At 30.7% G+C, this 19,336-nt stretch carries 19 protein-coding genes; all 19 read right to left on the bottom strand.

Going from position 1 to position 19,336, the window contains the following annotated elements:
• Nucleotides 1-348 (bottom strand): hypothetical protein, encoded by a 348-nt coding sequence (locus AXA65_RS02295; protein ID WP_063968520.1) that lies wholly within the window; start codon nt 346-348, stop codon nt 1-3.
• Between the two features lie 66 nt (nt 349-414).
• Nucleotides 415-1,542 (bottom strand): hypothetical protein, encoded by a 1,128-nt coding sequence (locus AXA65_RS02300; protein ID WP_063968521.1) that lies wholly within the window; start codon nt 1,540-1,542, stop codon nt 415-417.
• Between the two features lie 164 nt (nt 1,543-1,706).
• Entirely contained in the window at nt 1,707-2,741 is a 1,035-nt protein-coding gene (locus AXA65_RS02305; protein WP_063968522.1) for a hypothetical protein, read from the bottom strand.
• Nucleotides 2,742-2,820: 79 nt separating this feature from the next.
• On the bottom strand, nt 2,821-3,462 hold the full coding sequence (locus tag AXA65_RS02310) for an XAC2610-related protein (RefSeq protein ID WP_063968523.1): 642 nt from the start codon (nt 3,460-3,462) through the stop codon (nt 2,821-2,823).
• Nucleotides 3,463-3,591: 129 nt separating this feature from the next.
• Complete coding sequence (locus AXA65_RS02315; RefSeq protein WP_063968524.1) at nt 3,592-4,794, bottom strand: SH3 domain-containing protein; 1,203 nt, start codon at nt 4,792-4,794, stop codon at nt 3,592-3,594.
• Nucleotides 4,778-5,746, bottom strand: coding sequence for a tetratricopeptide repeat protein (locus AXA65_RS02320; RefSeq protein WP_063968525.1), 969 nt, complete (start codon nt 5,744-5,746; stop codon nt 4,778-4,780). The genes AXA65_RS02315 and AXA65_RS02320 overlap by 17 nt, the downstream gene beginning before the upstream one ends.
• A 15-nt stretch (nt 5,747-5,761) precedes the next feature.
• Nucleotides 5,762-6,208, bottom strand: a complete 447-nt coding sequence (locus AXA65_RS02325) for a hypothetical protein (protein ID WP_063968526.1) — start codon at nt 6,206-6,208, stop codon at nt 5,762-5,764.
• Between the two features lie 149 nt (nt 6,209-6,357).
• Complete coding sequence (locus tag AXA65_RS02330) at nt 6,358-6,858, bottom strand: hypothetical protein (protein WP_063968527.1); 501 nt, start codon at nt 6,856-6,858, stop codon at nt 6,358-6,360.
• 84 nt (nt 6,859-6,942) lie between these two features.
• Nucleotides 6,943-8,022 carry a hypothetical protein gene (locus AXA65_RS02335; RefSeq protein WP_063968528.1) on the bottom strand — a complete coding sequence of 360 codons (1,080 nt, stop codon included), beginning with the start codon at nt 8,020-8,022 and terminating at the stop codon, nt 6,943-6,945.
• 120 nt (nt 8,023-8,142) lie between these two features.
• Nucleotides 8,143-9,342, bottom strand: coding sequence for a hypothetical protein (locus tag AXA65_RS02340; protein WP_063968529.1), 1,200 nt, complete (start codon nt 9,340-9,342; stop codon nt 8,143-8,145).
• An 88-nt stretch (nt 9,343-9,430) separates the two neighbouring features.
• On the bottom strand, nt 9,431-10,456 hold the full coding sequence (locus AXA65_RS02345) for an SH3 domain-containing protein (protein ID WP_165596553.1): 1,026 nt from the start codon (nt 10,454-10,456) through the stop codon (nt 9,431-9,433).
• A gap of 148 nt (nt 10,457-10,604) precedes the next feature.
• The gene (locus tag AXA65_RS02350) at nt 10,605-11,420 is read right to left on the bottom strand and encodes a hypothetical protein (protein WP_063968531.1); all 816 of its coding nucleotides are present in this window, start codon (nt 11,418-11,420) and stop codon (nt 10,605-10,607) included.
• 289 nt (nt 11,421-11,709) lie between these two features.
• A complete protein-coding gene (locus tag AXA65_RS02355) occupies nt 11,710-12,294 on the bottom strand; it encodes a hypothetical protein (protein WP_063968532.1) in 585 nt (194 codons plus the stop codon).
• The gene (locus AXA65_RS02360; protein ID WP_131797741.1) at nt 12,295-12,975 is read right to left on the bottom strand and encodes a hypothetical protein; all 681 of its coding nucleotides are present in this window, start codon (nt 12,973-12,975) and stop codon (nt 12,295-12,297) included.
• Entirely contained in the window at nt 12,923-15,331 is a 2,409-nt protein-coding gene (locus AXA65_RS02365; protein ID WP_063968534.1) for a peptidoglycan DD-metalloendopeptidase family protein, read from the bottom strand. The genes AXA65_RS02360 and AXA65_RS02365 overlap by 53 nt, the downstream gene beginning before the upstream one ends.
• A 13-nt stretch (nt 15,332-15,344) precedes the next feature.
• The gene (locus AXA65_RS19395) at nt 15,345-16,061 is read right to left on the bottom strand and encodes a DUF4280 domain-containing protein (RefSeq protein ID WP_086048042.1); all 717 of its coding nucleotides are present in this window, start codon (nt 16,059-16,061) and stop codon (nt 15,345-15,347) included.
• The gene (locus AXA65_RS02375) at nt 16,045-17,088 is read right to left on the bottom strand and encodes a hypothetical protein (protein WP_063968535.1); all 1,044 of its coding nucleotides are present in this window, start codon (nt 17,086-17,088) and stop codon (nt 16,045-16,047) included. Before AXA65_RS02375 ends, AXA65_RS19395 begins: the two co-directional genes overlap by 17 nt.
• Nucleotides 17,089-17,274: 186 nt before the next feature.
• Nucleotides 17,275-18,420, bottom strand: a complete 1,146-nt coding sequence (locus AXA65_RS02380; protein ID WP_063968536.1) for a hypothetical protein — start codon at nt 18,418-18,420, stop codon at nt 17,275-17,277.
• The gene (locus AXA65_RS02385; RefSeq protein WP_063968537.1) at nt 18,417-19,334 is read right to left on the bottom strand and encodes a TssN family type VI secretion system protein; all 918 of its coding nucleotides are present in this window, start codon (nt 19,332-19,334) and stop codon (nt 18,417-18,419) included. The genes AXA65_RS02380 and AXA65_RS02385 overlap by 4 nt, the downstream gene beginning before the upstream one ends.
• Between the last annotated feature and the right edge of the window lie 2 nt (nt 19,335-19,336).

Here is a 19,336-nt window from a genome sequence, read left to right on the forward strand (position 1 = left end):
CTAACAAGATTTTGTTGTGGATTGTATAGTCTGATGCCAAAACTTCAAGTTTAATTCATTATCATTTTCTGAAGCACTTAACAGTATTAAAATATCGCCTACAATATATCTGATTTCTTCATTTTCATTTCCAAAAGCTTCCGCCTTAAGTATCGGAGATCGATCTGCTAATTTTTGAAGTGAAGGCATTTGAAAATAAGTCGCTTTTTCATGTGATGAAGAATCAATTTTCGAAATGGCAACCTGATTTTTATGATCTGGTTTATCTGTTTTTGAGCATGAATTTACAGTCAATCCGAACGTTGTCAATACTCCGATTAAAAATAGAAAGATCAATAGTTTTTTCATCTTAGTATCATTATAAAAGTGGAAGCAGAGCATTATCTATTCTAAACTGGCTATTTATAGTCTGAGTTAATGATTCAGCTTTTTTAAATCATCCGAATTAGCGTTTTCAAAATTGATTGTTTTAAAGTCTTTGCTGGTATAGATTTCGTCACGAATCGATTTATCGGGATCTCTTCTATCTGTGAAAGATCTGCCATATTTGCTTAGAATAATTTCTTTTTTAGTTATGTCGTACTTAAAAGTAGTGTATGTGTCGATAAACAACCAGCCAGCACCTTCTTGCTGTTCAATAGTGAAGTAATTATTTTTTACAACTACGTCCTTGAATCCTTCTGCAGGAGTATTAGGCATAAACGTGTAGATTAAATCCCTATTCCTTAACGATTTATATGTTTTGTCTCCATTATTTAGCAAAACATAAATAGGAGAATCTAATGTTATTATATCGTTTTGGGTGAACTCTTTTTTGATACTGACGACCAATATAATATCTTGCAAACCGTCTCCATTGAGGTCGCATTTTTTTTCAAAGATCAATTTGTAGGAGTTATCTGCAAGTTCTTTTAATAAGGAGTCCAAATTTAGATTCTGCGAATCATAATCTCGAAGTCTTTGAGAGGAAAAATTTGCAATAGCGATTGAATAGGCTTTAGGATTACAATTTTTGATCTTAAACAAATATTGCGGAATTTCAGTTTTTTTCTTTACCCCATTAGCAATAAAGTGCCAAATACTTTTTTGTTGTTCATCAGAGTAATTGTTTAATTGCTCACATATTAAGCTGGGGTTTTTGGAGATCATGGTTTCTAGTTCCATTTGAAAGAAATTTTCAGCATCAACATCCCATTTTGCATTAATGGAAATATCTAGAGCTTTCTTAATGAATTTAGGATTATTTTTTAAGCATTGAAAAAACATCTTAATGTAATCGTAAGATTCGTTGTACAGCGGTTTCCCTTTTCCAAGCTTGTCATCATATCCAAATGTTTCTTGAAACTGAGAAAAATCATTGGGGAAATTCGCAATATATTTTTTTTCATTTTCTTTTGTATCACTTTTGTTGACTCTTTGGTAATCATCTTTTAAAGAATCTATTTGAAGTTTAGATCTATTATCAATCTGTACCATTTTTTTTTGTCCAGAAGAATCACATCCTATGAATAATAAAAAGAATGCTATAATATATATTTTCATTTCGTTTAAAATTTTTCTGTTACTAAAAGCTCAGCACCTTGTTTTCAAAAATTATGTTTTTTTCACCTATCATTGCAGATGCATTTGATTCATAAAACTTTAAAATTTGAAGAATTTTTTATTTAAATCTTGAAAAAGTTTTTCTTGCTTTGTTCCTCCTAAAATTATAAATCTTTGTTAAGTATCTGCCAATCAGGATTTAAGAATTGTTTGCTTTTTATATAATATTTTCCATTTTCTTTTTTAAGAAAAAAGTCAAATTCGTAAACTGGGTCGCATTTACCTCCTTTAGCATGTAAAATATCATTCTCATTTGTTAATTTAAAACTTCCCTCACATCCGTAATCCTGAACGCTATCAGCTCCAATACTTAAAATAGCGGTATCATTGGACTTAACAGTGATTGAGTAAAGTAAATCAATTTCTAGATTATCATATCGGCTGATTGCCTTGGTTGTTATTGTATAATGACCTTTCCAATCGATTGAATATTTTGTGTTTTCTATTATTTCTTCAAGGTTTTTTATTTTAGGTTTTTTAACAGACGAAACTAATTTAACATTTCCATCCTCAGAAATTTGTATATGCTCTTCTTTCACAAATGTTGTCTTTTCTTCATCTGTTTCAAATTCCTTTACATATAAATCTCCTTGATTATTTAGATAACCAAGTCTCATTCCGACAGCATATGGATAATTTAGGTAAGAATATATATTGACTTTCTCTTTAAACTTTGATTTTGAAAAAATAAGCAGATCAATATCTTGGAATGTAGGAGGAATTTCATAATTACCATTCTCGGTTTTATAGGATTTGATATAAACAAAAGTGATGTCTTTATTTGAAATAGAATCCAAAACAAACAATGAATCAATTTTTTGGTTTTTTTTAGTTAATAAATTATTATAAATTTTAGTCTTTATCAATCGACCTTTAACTGAATCAAAATAATCTAAATCATTTAGTTTTTCTTCGAAATAATGAGCTTCTTTAGTTATTGGTGGAGCTTCGATATCATTATAAGCTTGAATATTCCAATAATCGGGAAATTGCACTTCAGATATATCTTTCCGTCCTATCTCCATAAAATAAAATGTTTTTTTAGTTAGCTTATCTTTCTCAATATGTGATATTTTATTACATGATGATATCAATAAAAAAATCCATATAAAACTAATTAAGTGACCCTTATGTTTCATTCTTTTATAATTTTAATTTTTGATATACTAAATTTTCCAATATTTAAGCAACTTCAGATATCACCAAAAGTTTAAGCTCTTACTTCATATCTTCTTCTTTTTCGGAAATTACATTCCACCCATTATTTTTGTCTAATTGAAAAATTGTTGTGGATGTTTTGCAACAACCGACAGGTACAATTGTTGTTAATGTATGATTGATATGATCAATTTTTTTTGGAAAACTTCCTTGATTTAATAGAAAATCTTGATCCAAATAAAACTCTTCATTATTATTTTGAAAATAGTACGCATAAGATGGGCCTCCATTTCCTCCAGAATCATAGAGTATGGCAAAATCCTCTAGACCATCAAAATTGTAGTCACCTATAATGAAGTCATGAAAATTCTCAACACCTTCCTTTATTGGTGTATTGTTTTGAAAGTAGCTGATCTGACTTACTTCAAAAGGTTCTTCGGCAACTTGCCAAAAATTAGGTTTGTAAGTTATGGTCTGAGAAATTTTATTATTTCGGGTAATTTCTATTTTAATTTCTATTGGTCTATCATCGCCATCTTTTTTTAAAATTTTAAAAGTAAAAGCTGGACTATTCTGTTTTTTATTTGAAATTATTTTTTTTTCAATACTTATTTTTGGTTTTGGTACAGCTAGCTTTTCAGCCTTCTGACAACTTAACAAACAAGCGAAAGTTACGCTTACAATTATATATTTCTTTTTCATATGAGTAGATTTAAATAATTCTAACTTTTGATTTGGTTAAGTTTTAATCCATTTGTTGCTAGCAGTTGTTCCTACTTTTACTAAAGTGTCAGTTCCCGTAATGATAATATCCTTTCGACTGATGTTATTTTAATTTGATTTTATCCGGCTTTTATGCACATATCCTTCCTTTCCTTCTTTTGTTTTCACAAGGAACCAATCTCCAGAATTATCTAAAACATCGACACTCTCACCAGATTTTATTTTTTGTACGATTTCTGAAGTAGCGCCTTTTTCCTTTCGTAAATTTGAAAATCCATCGCTATCGTAAATTTTGAAACTCATAACTTTATTAACGATTTCATATGAGGGTTGGTGAATTGTTTCAGCATAGTCTCTTAATCTTTCAAACCCATAAAAATTATTCTTTTCTAAGAAATCTTTATAACTGCTATTTTTATTAAGCGTTTCCTCAATATTACCAGTTACACCAATTCTCAATTGTTTATCATACAGATAGGCGATTGTTTCCTCTGGTTGAAAGTATTGCGTTTTATTTTCGGATATTTTATCAATGATATTACTTACTCTATTGTAACCAACACCATCCTTTGCATAAGAGAAATCTTCTGTTTCACCTCCAAAAATGATGTTTTCGATATCATCAAAAATCCCTTTTCTGATGTAAAATTTTTTATCAGAAATATTGTAAGAAAAAATCAAGTCATGAAAGGAGATCTCATTATTAAAATCGAATCCGTCAAACGCAAATTTCACTAATTCTTTATCCTTATTGTAACCGAATAATCGCACCAGGTCTTTTAGTAATATGGATTGGTTTAGTTTTAAATAGTTGTATGCAATTCTATCATTATTGAAAAGATAATTGTTATAATAAAATAGGAGATCTGCGTTTATTTTCTCTTTGTTATCAAAATCTGGATCTTCTATGAGTATGAATTTTTTTTCTTTTAGGGCAATGTTCGGAAACATGGAAGGCTTCAATACAACAATTTTATTTTTATATTGAGTAATGTCAAACTCAAATATGTCCTTAATTCTAGTTTCAAAGGTTTTATCTGTGGGGAATTTGTATGACCTATCTATTAAACTTTTGTTTGCTAGGGCAATATATTCGACAGAGAGCGTGTCGTAATTAAACGTTATTCCATCTCCTTCTTTTGATATGTTGTAGGGTGCAGTTTTTAAAGAATCCTGTCCGTTACAAGATGTAATAAATAAAGTTGTCGCAAGTCTAAATATAAATAAATACTTCATTTTAATAGATGCAGGTAAATTTTCTACTGCTATTTTTGTTAAAAAGTTCTCATTTCTCTTATTGAATCCGGTCATAAACTCTCTTAGGAATTTTTGATGAATCTTTGTTTTGGCTTTTCATTAAAGATATGTATTTCTTATAAGCCTCTTTAGCCGCTATTTTATTATTCATTCCCCATAAAGAATCACCATAATTGATCCATGCTACTACGCGAATGGGATATTTTCCTAAAATATTTTTAAGCAAGAAAACTGATTCCCGATACTGTTTATTTTGTTCCAGATAATATGCAAGGTTATTGTAACTATTAACAGAATTATTGTCCAATACACTTTTTTCTATAAGAAAATCTAATTCTTTCGTGCTTAGCGGTGACGTGCAATTATATTTTTGATTTGTTCTCGTTGTAATTTCAGTTGCTTCTTTGAGGTTGATATCTCTCACCAATGCATATAAAAACTGCAGGTTAAAAAAATCTACTTGGGAAAAGTAGATGTTGTCTTTAGGAAGATAGGTGTAGTTTAATTTGCATATATCATAGTTTTCAACATACGTTTCTTTTTTAAATTCAACTTTCTCCAAAATGACAGAATTGTTCAATTCATTGAAATAGTATTTATAATTAATAAGATCGTGAGGATTATTGTCCTCCAATTGTTTCTGAATAATTAGAGACTTTTTATCAAGAAAAATTTCTCTCTCCCAATTTTTATTTCCCTTTATAGTTCCGTCATTAAAATTAACTTCAAAGTTCTCCTTATTACCGTCCAAATTTAAATCAATAAAGATGTTTTGAGTTGTTATTGTACTGTGTTCGTAAGGAGTTTGTTTTTGCAGTTTTTTAATTTCATCTTTTTCATTCGGTGCGATAGAAGCGTCATTACTTTTAATACTGCTTTTGTTACTTATTTTTTTATACCCTTTCTGTTGAGTTACCACTTGTTGTGAAGCAACATCATTATTTTGATCTTTACCAGAACAGCTTATTAGAGTTAAACTTAGTATTAATGCAAAAAAATTATTCATACTCTTAAAATTAAATTAATCGTTCTTATTTTTTTGTAATTGTTTTTTTAAAGCATCTATTTCTTTGTAAACTTTTTCTCTCTGTTTCCATGGCAAAAAGTACATGTAGAAAGCCATTTGCTGTGGAAGTGCATCAACTTTGTATGTATGACCATATTCCTCGTTTTTATATTCGTAAAGATCAACTATATCTTTCATTGATGTAATTTTTTTGTACGGATAGTTCCAATCATCAAACAAGATATTTTCGTTCACTACATCAATAAAATTTACTTTCTCATTACAGGTCAACCAAATTTTTAATTGTTCTTCGCTTATAGAATTATCTATTATTTTAGATTCTCTTTCAAAAAAAGAGGGCTTATAAAAATCTTTTTGAAGAATATAATTTCCAATTACTGTTTCAATCTTCTCTACAGTTGAAATGTCTTTTATATTATTTTTATTAATTCCATTTTTCAAATACTTATATAGTAAGATTGTTTGGTATTTTTTATCTGTATCAACAGTTGTTTCATAGTCGTCCTGGTCAATTAAATTTTGTGTATTATTTAATTTATTCAGATAATTTAAAGTTATAATGTTGGTGTTCGAAACTATTTTTTCTTCTTTTATAAGTAAGCACTCATGATTTTCGTTTTGATATTTATAATTTTTTTTATTAAGGGATAGGAATACAATAATTCATCTTTCTCTATCTTCAAATACTGAGGAGTAATATATTCTGAAAAAATATCATAATTACTTATATTCAGTTTTTGGCGTATTAATTTATTTAAATTATTATAATAATTTTCATCAGGGGCCTCTTCATAAGTTAGATTGTTTTTAGAATCAAAGTTATCCCATAACTGTTGTAATTCTTTATTTTTCCCTAAATAATATAATGTAAATTGTCCAATTTTTTTGTCATAATAAGACATCGTTGGTATTTTATTATTAGCATCTAAGGAATATAGAGAAAAATATTTTTTATCAAGAAAATCAATTTTGTTTTCCTTGGTATGTTTTTTTTCCTGTTGTTTTGTTGGTTTATCATCTTGTCCTTTACACGTTATAAAAAACAGCAAAAGCCACAATATTTTAAAAATTTTATTTAACTGTATTTCCATTTTTATCAAATTTTTCTGTCATTATGTTTTCTGCGTCAATTTTCGAACTCTAAATATTATTTTTTAATGGAAATATTAATTTTATCAATCTTGAATAACTTCACTTTTTATTTTTATTTTGACTTGCTTTATTTCTTCAAAAAAAGATTTTCGCTTTTTCCATGAAACTAAAGAGGTGTATAATGCCATATGATAAAAAGGAATACTATAGGTTTTGTCAGTATCTGCTAAATCAGTGTAAAATAAAAGGACGGGTTTAAAGGAATTAATTTCGTCATATGGATACCTCCAATTTGGAACATCATCATGAGGAATTACATCATCCAAATCTAAAGTTTGAATCGAATTTAACCATATGGGTAATAATTCAACATATTTTTTATTGGTTGTAGCTCCTTTTAACATTCTTTGATGAAATTCCTTTGTATTGAAATCTTTAGCATTATAATAATTGTGAACTACTGTTTCAATTTTACTTCTAGCATTGACCGATAAAATATTCCTTTCGTTGATATCATTAAGTATGAATTGATAGAGTAGTTCTTTTTGGAATAATAAGTAATCATTTGCTTCGATTTTGGCAGCTTGTTTGGCAATACCAAATTTATAATTTGAATCATCATCACTTATGTAGTCGTTCGGAATCGGACAAAAAGTATCAATACTCAAGTTGTATTTTTCTATCTTGATATTTTGACTGATTTTATAAACTTGTAACACTTGAAAATATTCAGTTTGTGAGCTATATTTCCCTACATATATCCTGTCTTTATCATTTTTGTTGTCATGGTATATTGAATAATCAAAGCCTTCGTCTATTTTGAGAGTATCTTTTAGTATATTTCTATCAAATAATAGAAGGTATCTTCTCATATTTTTCGATAAAATAGATTTGTTTTTTTTATTATTAACAATACCTATTTCCAGTAATGAATATTTTTCATAATTAGTACCTCCGATGTCTTTATAGGTACCATTTTTAATTTCGAATAATCCATCTAATACTTTAGATGGATACAAACTATTATTTTGACTTTTATCAATTATAGTCTCAGAATCGATATATTTTTTATCTTGAGAACTACAACTTATAAAAGTTATTAAAAATAGTAGTAATACACTACTTTTTAGACTTGTAAATATGGTTTTTTTTTGATTCTTCATCTTTATTCTGCAGTTGGAGAAAATATTTGCTCTGTTTTTTATTCGCATCTTAATAAAAAACAATAGTAGAAGGATGTATGTAATTTTTTATAAAATTTATTAATTCAGATTCTACTTGCATCAATCAGGAGCACCCACAGAGTCAAATTGGTTTGCATAGTCTAATGACATTTTAAGATTAGGAAGGTTATAATAATTATTTTTAACAATTATAGAAGTGATTTCGTTCCATTCTGCATCATAAAATTCTTTAGCATCTGCTAAGATTGTAAGAGTTCCCCAATCTGTGTTATCATTATGGTAGGTCTTAAAAAGAGGATCAAAAACGTTTGCTAAGTAGCTAACTAACATCACCTTATCTTCTCTCGAAAATTTTTCATACTCAGGACTACTCATTACCCGCGAAGCAATGTTTTTTAATATTATAGCATCATTGGATTTTTTGGAGATCTTGAGTGTATTGTTGAATGAATTAATAAAATTCTTATGAATAACAAGCTTTTTACCACAACTCTCGTTGACAAAGAAATTGATATTTTGATCAATACTGTTATTTACTATAATTTTTTTTATGAAATGTTGGTTTATTTTATCATTATTATCATAACCATAGACTTTACAAAGCATCTCTAGGAAACTTTCATCATTAGATAAAAGCCAGGTTAATTGCTCATTTTTATCATTAAATAAAAACAAATTCCGACTAACAAGTTTCTCTATATTATTATTCCTGATTTGTGCAAGATTTTTATCTTCATTCCATTTTGTGATTTTCACATCACCTTGATTTTTATTGACCTGTTCTTCTTCATACTTTATGGATTCTGGAAATTCTTTTTGATAATCAATAATTTCAGGGATAGATAATAATTCGGTAATAAAACTTTTGTTTTTTACTAAATAATAAGATTGAGGAACCATTTCATCATCAGAATTTTTATTATAGATAATTTCTTTATTACATGCGTTATTACCATCAATATAGAGGTATTTTGTAGTCTTACCATAATCTATTTTCCTGTGGAAAATTTCATAAACCTTGGTCGAAAAATCTTCTGGGGATAAAAATTTAAACGATTTTTTTTGTAATTCCCTATCTAATAGAGGAATTGAACAGTCTAAATCCGATATTTTATATTCATAATTAGGATAATCTGTTTCACTTTTTTCAGCAGAGTAACCTGCTTTAAGTTGAGGATACAAACAATTAGGTACTTCCATAGTTATATTGTTGGATGCAATTTTTGCTGATTTTTTGTCATTTTTTTGACAAGAAAGTAATTGAAATACTATCAATGATATTATTAATGCTTTTTTCATAATATTTAACTTCTAGTTGTTGAAGAGGAGTCTACATCTTCTAAAGTGTCAGTTCTTGTAATGAAATATCCTTTCGTCTGATGTTGTTTTAATTTGATTTTATCCGGCTTTGATGTACATATCCTTTTCTATCTTGTTTGGTAACAACCAACCACCAATCTCCGGAACTATCTAAAATTTCTACTTTTTCTCCTGATCTTATTGTTTGTAAGATTTGTGATAACGAATTTTTTTCTTTTCTCAAGTTCGTAAAACCATCTGCGTCTTTAATAGTAGAATATTTTTTTTCTTGACTATCCTCTTTTATTAGTTCGTAGCTAATTGAATATTTTTCAAGATCTGCGTAGCCATAATATTTGTTTTTTAGAAAGATTTCTTTTAATTCGGGATGCGAAACGTATATGTTGTTAAGTAAAGTGTAAGATTTATCTATTTGCATATCGATGTGATTCTTGTTTTCAAGACCTAGTTGCAAAATATAGGCAGTAGCCTTTTCTATAAGATCGGAAGGAACACTGTTTGTTTTCGTTATTTTTTCTTTATGATCGGCTAAATAAAAAGTTAATGCATAAATAAAATCGTTTTTTTGCTGTAGTCCTTTTAAGAGTCTTTCTCTAATTTTAAAATTATTATTAAAGAAAACAAATGATAATCTATTACTTTGCTCGATATCTTCCCAGTTTTGAATATTTCTGATAGCGGCTTGTAATAACGATTCATTTTTTTCATAGTTAAACATCACTACTAGGTCGATTGCAAGATCCGGATGTTTAGAAGCAATATTCAAAATTGAAGTGAGGTCATTTTGATAAATAATTTTATTTAATGACAAAAGCTCATCAAAATAAGGTTGCCTTATATTATCCTCTATATTACTTTGAATACTATCCAGGTCAGGCAAGATATCGTTACCAATTTTGATGTATTTGCCCTCTTTTGAAATTTGATAATTGGTTGGCTCGTTAAAAATTATTATATCATTGTAACCTTTTTGTAAAACGTCTGGTTGAATGCCCAACAAATTTTCATTGACATTATTGAAGTTTTCTTCATTATTGTTAAAATGATGTTTTTTGAAATAATTTTCTGTTATTTCTATTTCTTTTTTATCCATTGGATTTTCTTTTTCTTGCGAGTGACAGGAATGAAACACCATTACAGATAATATGATGGTCGTTAAGAATGATATTTTTTTGTAGAATGTCATGTTGATCAAAGGAGGTTGAGTTTTTTTGGTTTCTTTCTACAATGTAGCAGCAAATTTATTTTTCCAATGAGACAAGTCTAACATGCAAAGCGCTTGGTGAGAGATCAATTCGCTCCAAAAAGCCTAAAATCAGTATTCCTGTTTTTTGTTTATCCATAGAGATTTCTCCAAGAAGATCTCCATTATAGATTATTATGGATTTACATTCCGAACATAATTGGTTTTTTGAAGTTCGATCAAGAAAAATTGTTTTGTGATCATTAAGATCAATTTGAATTTCTACTAGTTCCTGTAAATCATGTTCAGTGGTTTCAAAAATTCTTTTTAAAGACGTTTCTTTTATTTGATCATATGGTAGCAAAGAAAGCTTTTGATCTAAAGGTTTCGTTTTTTCTTTCTCTAAAATTACTAAAATTTCATCTTTGAAACTTTCATAAAACTCTGCCAGGACAATTGACTTTCCATTGTCATTATTGATCAACCATTCTTTCGCAACTGTGGGAACATTATCATTTTTGTCTTGAACAACTAAGTTTATATAAAAATTATCATCTTCGGTAGTTTTTGGTAAAAGACTCAAATAAGCTATTTTCGTATCAACAGACAGTATTAAGATATCTCCTACAAGATATCTAATTTCTTCATTTTCATTTCCAAAAGATTCCGCCCTTATTATCGGCGACCTATCTGCCAATTTTTGAAGTGGAGGCAAGTGAAAATAAACCGTTTTTTCATTTGATGAAGAATCAATTTTCGAAGTAACTACCTGATTTTTATAATCTGGTTTATCTGTTTTTGAGCATGAATTTACAGTCAATCCAAACGTTGTCATCAAACCGATTAAAAATAGAATGATCAATAGTTTTTTCATCTTAGTATAATTATAAAAGTGGAAGCAGAGCATTATCTATTCAAAACTGGCTATTTATAGTCTGAGTTAATGATTCAGCTTTTTTAAATCATCCGAATTAGCGTTTTCAAAATTGATTGTTTTAAAGTCTTCGTAGACGAATCTGATATGGCAGGTAAATTTTCTTCTGCTATTTTTGTTAAAAAGTTCTCATTTCTCTTATTGAATCTGGTCTTAAACTCTCTTAGGAAATTCTGATAAATCTCTGTTTTGGCTTTGATTGGTGTTATTATTAAGTTTGTAATATTCTTTAATCTCTTAGCGAAGCCAGAAACTCGGAAGTAACATCTTCTATTTTAACTTTTCCTATTGTTTTTTGGTCAAGACGAAGACCTAAAACGTCCTCTTCAAGATTATGGATATTGGTGTAATCAATCGCATACTTGTACAAATAAATTGATTGGGCTTCTTTCTTAAATGTAATATATTCATAGTTGGTGTGTTCTCCTTCTCTATAAGATTGTTCAATGGTAAAATAAGGGAATTTAATAACCATTTTCTCGAAACCCATATAAGGTGAATCTTCCTTCGGTATTCGGATAAATTTTCCGGATTCAATAGTTCCAATTTTAAGTTTTCCATATTTGTAAAAGTTATCTGATTCTTCTGAAAGAAAAAGAAAAATTGTTTCTTTATTAAATGCCCATTTATCAGCAAATTTTTCTTGAACTTTTAGTGTGTCAGGATTAATTTTAGTTTTGTTCGGCTTTACTAAATCACTGACTATTATTTTTGATTGCAAATTCTTACTTTCATTTTTAAAATGATTATTTGAATTTTGTTCACAACCAAAAAAAATAAGTGCACTAGAAATTATAGTTATTAAGTGTTTCATTTATTGATTATTTAAAGAGTTTTCATACCAGTATCTGTTAAGTTTTTTTCCTCCCACAACTCCAAATGTATACGAATCTGGTTCTTCATCTTTTACATAATCACTGGGAGCCGGACAGTCAAAAACAGTAGTACTCAATTTAATTTTTTTAATTTTTCCTTCAGTATCTATTTGATACAAATGATGAATTTCAAAAAATTCATTACCTGCACTCATTTTATATTTGCCTACTGCTAGACCAATTTTTCTGTTCTCCTTGTCTAATTGACAAATAGAATAGTCAAATTTCTTTTTAATTTTCAAAGTGTCTTTTAATATTTTATTTCCAGTGATAAACAAATATTTTGTGCTTCTTTTAGATTCTATTTTGGATAAATCAGTTTCATTACTTGCGATTAATTCAGTAACTATATAATCACTTTGACCAATTTTTTGCCATCCCTTTTGAATAAAATATTTAGAATTTTCATTAAAAATTTCCTTAATTTTTTTTGACTGCAAAACAGTAAATGAACCATCATTGCAAATCTTTTCAGAATATTTTTCTAATGAAAAAGGTTTGTTAATAATATCCATCTCTTGTCCTTTACAAAAAATGCAAACCGAAAATATCACAATAAATCTAAATTTATAAACCTCGTTGATCAGCTTTTTGAGGATTCCATTTTGTTTTTGTACCATCTTGTTTATATTTGTAGTTGACAGCATCATCTTGATCTTTCGTATCATAAGAATTTAATTTTATAAATCTAGCTGGGTTAGTTCTTTTTGCCTTTTTTGTACCATAAGCATTTTGTACAGTCGCTATTTCTAAATGTAGATGAGGACTTGGAATATTGCTTGCAATACTTCCAGAAACTCCAGAGTATCCGATAAGTGTGCCTGCTGTAACTTTTCCGCTTTGTACTACTCTTTTACTCAAGTGCATATAAATAAGGTAAACATCATCAGTTTCTTTTATGTCAATCCCTTTTTCTTCGCCTTTTGTAAATTCTAATTGATAATTAACCTTTTTTTCTTGTTCTAATAAGTCTTTTACATTTTCAATTTTGATTCTAATAGTTTGTCCCGCAGAATTTCCTGGGGTTGATTCCACAACATCGCCATCCAGGCAAGCATAAACTGGAGTTCCTTCAAATTCATCTTTAATATATGGTAATGCAAATAAATCTAGACCAGAATGGTATTTGGTATAGCTGTCTCTAACATCTCCATAAGCTCCATTTACAGGTTTTATATTTCCTGATGAATTATATTTAGTTCTCCGTGGGTTATCAACAGGATTATGCCATTTTCCCGATGGTTTTGTTGTTTTCGGTTGAACCACACCTGGTTCACATTCATCTATTCTGAAAACCTTACTTGTAATATTCTGAAAATTAGATTTTCTTTTTTTCTTAGATTCTTCGTCATCTTCTTTATTAATGAGATAAGTGACTTTATCTACAATTTCAGGAGATTTATCTTTTTTAATGACGTCGCTGATCTTTTTCCATTTCCAAAATCCCATTGCAGAATAAACAGCATATTTTTTGTCGGTAAGAATATCCTTAGGAGACGAAACAATATCTACACTTGGATCAAAATGTTTAATTTCATTATTTACTTTTTCATAATTCTCTTTCCAAGTTAATTGAATTAGACCTTTGCCTCTATATTTACTTCCATCGCCAGATTCTACACTGCCATTGCCGTATTTGTTAGAATAAGCATAATTAGCAAGCATATCTTCATTTGCAGCTTGAACTCCTTTATCTCGATAACTATTTAAATCTTTTCGACCATATTTTTCAGCAACATCCGGATTACTTCTAAAATAAGATAAATTACAAGATTTCTTTTTGCTGCCATTTGCAAAATATCCACCTTTTTTGGTATTCAAATTACCTTTTACCCAATTCGTGCCTTCACTATACCAATAGCCATTTTTAAGAGCATCGGTGGAGTAATTCATACTTTCAGGGCTTTTAATTGTTAAAGAACTTCCCGTTTCTTTTAGTACTTGCGCAAAAAAGTGCGCTTTCTTTAAACAAGTGTCAATTCCGAAATATTTTGCTCCATTGTTGAAATGTTTTACAATCTCTTCCAAATCACTAGGATTTTTAACAGCTGTAAATATTTTTTGAAGTTCTTCAATAGTTACTTTTTTACATCTAGGACATTCTCTATCTTCTTGTTTTTGTCCGCTGGGTTGTGGATTTACCTGTGTAGTAGATTTCACCTGGTCCACAATAAAATCACCAATCTTACCAAGCCCATCTGCGACAACATCAGTAGTATTTTGGATGATAGAATAAACAGTAGATTCAGGTTGTGTTGTGGTTTTGGGAGTAGTAGTTGTTGGTGTTGATGAATTGCTTACTTCTACAGATTCCTTGTTAGAAATAGTTTTGTTTTCATATTGAGCAGTAACAAAAAATTTCTTTGTGGCATTTGAATTTCTTGTGAAAAAGCTCACAAGAGTTGGTTGCGTAGCATAATCCATTAAACTAAACTGCACTTTTGCTATTCCATTTTTATCAACTCTTGCCGTTTTTGGTTTCTTATATTTTTCAGATTCTGAAGCTCCTTCTTCCCAAAGGTAGAATGTAATTTCTTTTCCAAACAGATTGGCTGTCCGTGCTTCAGCACTCAAGCTTTCATTGAATTTTGCTTTATTGATATTGGCGTTTCCACGATTCAACAATATTACCCTGCCAATTACTGGTTCTTTAAAACTTCTAGGAGTTACTATTAAATTTGCAATTAACTTTTTTTCAGTCACATTCATTAAGTTTTTCCCTTCCTTGTGCACCTCGATTTTATATGGAATCCCTACTACTTTTTCGCCAAAAATATAAGGTACTTTTTCACCATATTTTATATTATTTGAAACTTGTTTCCAGCCAAGTGTTTTATCTTTTTTAAATAATGTCCAGATATATTTTTCTACCGGCTGTTTTGCAAATAGAGAAGTTCCAAATTCAAACATTGAACTAATTTCATAGAAATTTTTTTCTTCTGCTTTTGGGCTTGTATTTCCTTTTATTACATTCATAATTTGTCTTTTTTTATTCTACCTCAAAACTATCCGGATTCATTTCTTCCTGAAACTCTTCAAAATCCACAATAGGATTATATGCCTGCTGTTCCTGAGAATTTGCATTATTCACATTACTTTTTCCAGCTTCGCTTTGCTGGCCGTGTTTCATGACTGTGATTTTCCCACCTGTTGCGCACATCAATTCTGATATTTCTGTCACGGCACTTTTGCCCATCACTTTTACCTTGTCGTAAGTCTTTGTCCATTTGCCGGCAGGTGCGTAAGCACAGGGATTTCCGTTTTTTACACTGCACGTCCCAAAAGGCATTGCAGGCGGATTGAAGATAAGATCATCTTCCGTAACAGCTAAATAATCAACTTCACCTTTTTCGTCATTCCAAAAATGTTTTTGATGGCTGGTCACTTTGAAGTTCGGAAACTTTGCGCCTTTGTCACAACACGCCATTCCTTTTTGAACAACGAAGTATTTACCATCATGTTCGCTAGAGCTGCTCTCACTTTGCTTATCTTGCTCTGTTTCACTTTCGTTTTCGTCAGTTGATTCTTCATTTCCCTCCGGCTGTGAAGTCTCTTCTTCCATCGTGTCCTGTCCTTCGTCTATCGATTCATCTTCGAAGTCATTCGTAGGATCAGATTCGTCATTATTTTCCAATCTTTCCAGATCAGGTTGAACAAATTCATCTTCTTCTTGAGACAAATTATTGTGGTCAGGATATTTTTTCATCGTGTGTTATTTTTAAAGTTTGTTTTCTGTAAAGCTCATCCTCATTCCTGAAAGTTACGGAAGCCTCTGCCTCAAGCATTTTCTTTGTCTTTTTGTCCGTTAAATATCGTATTTCGATTTCGCCATCTGCTAATTCCTCAGATTCCTGATCAAACGATATTCCGCGTAGAATTTCCTGAAGGCTGAAAGCATCTTTGATATTTCCAGTAAGCAAAGTCTCTACAACTTCAGTTCCTTCATGATTGTACTCTGCACGCATAGAACACTTTAGCAAAAACGAATTTTGTAGGAAATAAAATCCTTCTGTCCAACTATCAAACTTGTGAAACCACTCCATTTTTGGGAAAAGGACTTGATAAAGTAAGGAGGACGAAAACTGTTTCAGAATATGATCTCGATTCTCCAAACTTTCTTGGAATTTATCAAGATATGATCGATAGACCTCGCCGATAAAGAACTCTTCCAGATCTGGTCTTTCATTTCGGAACTTATCTTTAAGCTTTTCAAATTCAAAAATACCGGAGATCTTGCCCTGAAAAGGAACGATGAAAGACATTGGATAGATTGCCTCGATGCATGCAAGTGAGATCAAACTCATTTTGTCATCAGGTTTTGTTCCATTCTTTTTGAAATCTGTACAACTTACATCTATGATCTCATCAGCAATATTGGTTTCCTTTTTTGACCTGAAATTGACCTCAACTTTATAATCCAGTTCCAGATCATCCTGCGACGTATTGACAAATGTCTCCTTCACAGCATAGGAATTTGAATAGAAATCCCGTGTGACACTTGATGATGGAAGTTCTATTTTCCTTGCAAGACTTAGTTGTTCGGGACTTTGATATGCTTTTGGGATGATGATCTGCTTCACGCCAACGAGATTGTTGAACCATAACTTTTCCATCTTTTCGCAATGGCTGTTATGGAAATCCTTCAACTGGTCGCCTGTCATTCCAATCTTTGCTCCGATAAGGTCGAGAGTTTCTCCAGGCTTCACCTCATATATCAGAATATTTTCATCCATGGTCTTGTATTTTTGAAAAAATAAAATTGTGCTTTATAAATTTAAAAAATTAATCATGATGATCTATTGTTCTAAAAGACTATTTCAAAAAGTGTAGTAATTCTACGATATGGGTCTATTAAACAAAAAATCCCAAAGACGTAATGTCTTGGGATCATGATTTTTATAAAGTGAAAATAGTGAGCGTTAGTCAATGACACTCCAACCTTTTTTCGGGTCGTTGTTGGATCTTACTTCCTGTTCATTGACGATGATATTCTCTTTTCTTTGACCAATGTAATCCAGTTCACTCAATTTACCGAAGATCAATTCCAGACTTTTCAACATCTGATTGATATTGAAAAAATATTCTCCCGTATTGTGATGATCGTAGGTGATCTCGGCAGAAAGCGTCAACTGATTGAGTAGAGAATGTGGCGTGATCTCGCTCCATTCCAAACTGTAGTTCAGCATCTCCTCTAGTTCAGCCTGAACCATAAGTTGGGTATCATTGTATAGTTGAAGTGCCAGTTTTGAGAAAATATTGATAAGAAAAATTGGTGGTTGCTCTGTCACAATATTTTTGAACTGAAAATAGTTTTCTCCAATATTTTTCACAATGGTCTTGCAGAGTGTTTTCACATTTTCCGCAAGTGTCGTATTTTGATTTTTATGCGCCGTTTTTTGAATGATCTTGAATGCGTATTGTCTCAGATTACTCAAAGAATTGGAATAGCTATTGTAATACTCTACCAGCTTTGGATGACTTTCTACGGAGCTGCAGGGCGGGATAAAGTTGGCATCTATCTGCGCCATTCCGGATTTCATCGCTACTTTTCCAAGCACCAGATAATTTCCGCCTGAATAGCTGCTATTGAGAACAGAAACATCTACCAGCTCGATGCGGTAATTTGGTTTTGTAAACGGATGTCTTGGCGGAATCTCATCGGCATCTATATCACCAAAAGAAACGTGGTCAAAAGGATTGACCGACGCCAGGATATAGAATTCCCCATCTACTTCTTCCTGATTCTGAGACATATTTTTCGCAAGATTCCTGATATTGACCTTGTAATCAAATAATTCAATTCGGTAGCCTGCAAGAGTAACGGCTGTACATTTTTTGATAATGAGTTGGGCATCATTTGTCGCTGTGCTTTGTAACTCATAGATGGTTTTATCGCCAAATTTTTCTGTGATGGGAAGCAGTCCGAAATTAAAGGAATTGATCTGTATAGAATTGGAATCCCTTATAGAATCTATCATAAAGTCCTCCTGTTGTACAAGATGATCCTTGGATATCTTCATGCCGTCTACCCAATTTACGGCGTAATGTTTTATTGGCTGTATCATAATGTTGAGCTTATTTGGTTAGCAATATTACCTTCCTCCTGATGTCTGATGACCCTTTTACAGATCACGATCTGGTTCTCGGTGATTTTATTGGTTATTATGTCTTGTTCAAAATCAATGTATTTTCTAATGCTAAAGAATGACCTCTTGATATAGAAGATCCAATAATATGGTTCGTTTCCAGAATCCATCAGTTTGATAGTTGCATTCGGGTTTTTGTGGTTGTAGTCGTCCACCACTCTGTAGAACCAATCTCCAAAAGTAATACCTGTCGGAAGTGTCTTTGCTTTCACGATAAATCTCTGTTGGTCTTCAGAATTCTTGCTCAGTTCTACATTTAGCACCATCAATTTATCAAAATCGACTCCTTGGAAATTGTGCGGTTTCTGGTCCGGATCGAACTTCCAGGTTTTGTAGATATCAAAAGGAATACTAATGAATTGAACATAGCAATAATAGAAAATCAACGGAACGACGAAAATAACGATGCTAGTCGCAGCCATATACGGATTCCCCAGATCTTTACTCATCCATTTGAAGATCAAAGTAAACAGGAAACCACCAATGAGAATGCATGTGAGACTTAAGATCGCCTCAAAAAGAATGCTCATCCATAGCTTATCGATATGCTTTCTGAAATAATAATGCAGCAGATTGACATGCGCTATGCCTAATCCGAGGTACACCAACTGTGCGAAAAGATACCAATATGGATTGAAAAGATTACCAGAGAAGCCTAGAAATCCCGGTAAACAGAGACAAAAGCCTGATATCAGAACATAGAAAATGATGTGCTTTATCTTGATAGCAGGTTTACTTTTGCGAATGAGTGCCAGAATAAATACTAAAATCCCTGCAATGATTGGCATCAGAAGATATCTCAAGAAAATTCCTTTTACAGAACCTATTTCCATAT

This window comes from Chryseobacterium sp. FP211-J200, from assembly GCF_001643375.1.
Taxonomy (GTDB): domain Bacteria; phylum Bacteroidota; class Bacteroidia; order Flavobacteriales; family Weeksellaceae; genus Epilithonimonas; species Epilithonimonas ginsengisoli.

Coding starts and splice junctions, on each gene's coding strand:
- AXA65_RS02385 (WP_063968537.1), bottom strand. CDS start 19,334: ATGGAAATAGGTTCTGTAAAAGGAATTTTCTTGAGATATCTTCTGATG.
- AXA65_RS02310 (WP_063968523.1), bottom strand. CDS start 3,462: ATGAAAAAGAAATATATAATTGTAAGCGTAACTTTCGCTTGTTTGTTA.
- AXA65_RS02335 (WP_063968528.1), bottom strand. CDS start 8,022: ATGAAGAATCAAAAAAAAACCATATTTACAAGTCTAAAAAGTAGTGTA.
- AXA65_RS02365 (WP_063968534.1), bottom strand. CDS start 15,331: ATGAATGTAATAAAAGGAAATACAAGCCCAAAAGCAGAAGAAAAAAAT.
- AXA65_RS02380 (WP_063968536.1), bottom strand. CDS start 18,420: ATGATACAGCCAATAAAACATTACGCCGTAAATTGGGTAGACGGCATG.
- AXA65_RS02350 (WP_063968531.1), bottom strand. CDS start 11,420: ATGAAAAAACTATTGATCATTCTATTTTTAATCGGTTTGATGACAACG.
- AXA65_RS02300 (WP_063968521.1), bottom strand. CDS start 1,542: ATGAAAATATATATTATAGCATTCTTTTTATTATTCATAGGATGTGAT.
- AXA65_RS02340 (WP_063968529.1), bottom strand. CDS start 9,342: ATGAAAAAAGCATTAATAATATCATTGATAGTATTTCAATTACTTTCT.
- AXA65_RS02360 (WP_131797741.1), bottom strand. CDS start 12,975: ATGGTACAAAAACAAAATGGAATCCTCAAAAAGCTGATCAACGAGGTT.
- AXA65_RS19395 (WP_086048042.1), bottom strand. CDS start 16,061: ATGAAAAAATATCCTGACCACAATAATTTGTCTCAAGAAGAAGATGAA.
- AXA65_RS02315 (WP_063968524.1), bottom strand. CDS start 4,794: ATGACCGGATTCAATAAGAGAAATGAGAACTTTTTAACAAAAATAGCA.
- AXA65_RS02305 (WP_063968522.1), bottom strand. CDS start 2,741: ATGAAACATAAGGGTCACTTAATTAGTTTTATATGGATTTTTTTATTG.
- AXA65_RS02355 (WP_063968532.1), bottom strand. CDS start 12,294: ATGAAACACTTAATAACTATAATTTCTAGTGCACTTATTTTTTTTGGT.
- AXA65_RS02345 (WP_165596553.1), bottom strand. CDS start 10,456: ATGGATAAAAAAGAAATAGAAATAACAGAAAATTATTTCAAAAAACAT.
- AXA65_RS02295 (WP_063968520.1), bottom strand. CDS start 348: ATGAAAAAACTATTGATCTTTCTATTTTTAATCGGAGTATTGACAACG.
- AXA65_RS02330 (WP_063968527.1), bottom strand. CDS start 6,858: ATGGAAATACAGTTAAATAAAATTTTTAAAATATTGTGGCTTTTGCTG.
- AXA65_RS02320 (WP_063968525.1), bottom strand. CDS start 5,746: ATGAATAATTTTTTTGCATTAATACTAAGTTTAACTCTAATAAGCTGT.
- AXA65_RS02375 (WP_063968535.1), bottom strand. CDS start 17,088: ATGGATGAAAATATTCTGATATATGAGGTGAAGCCTGGAGAAACTCTC.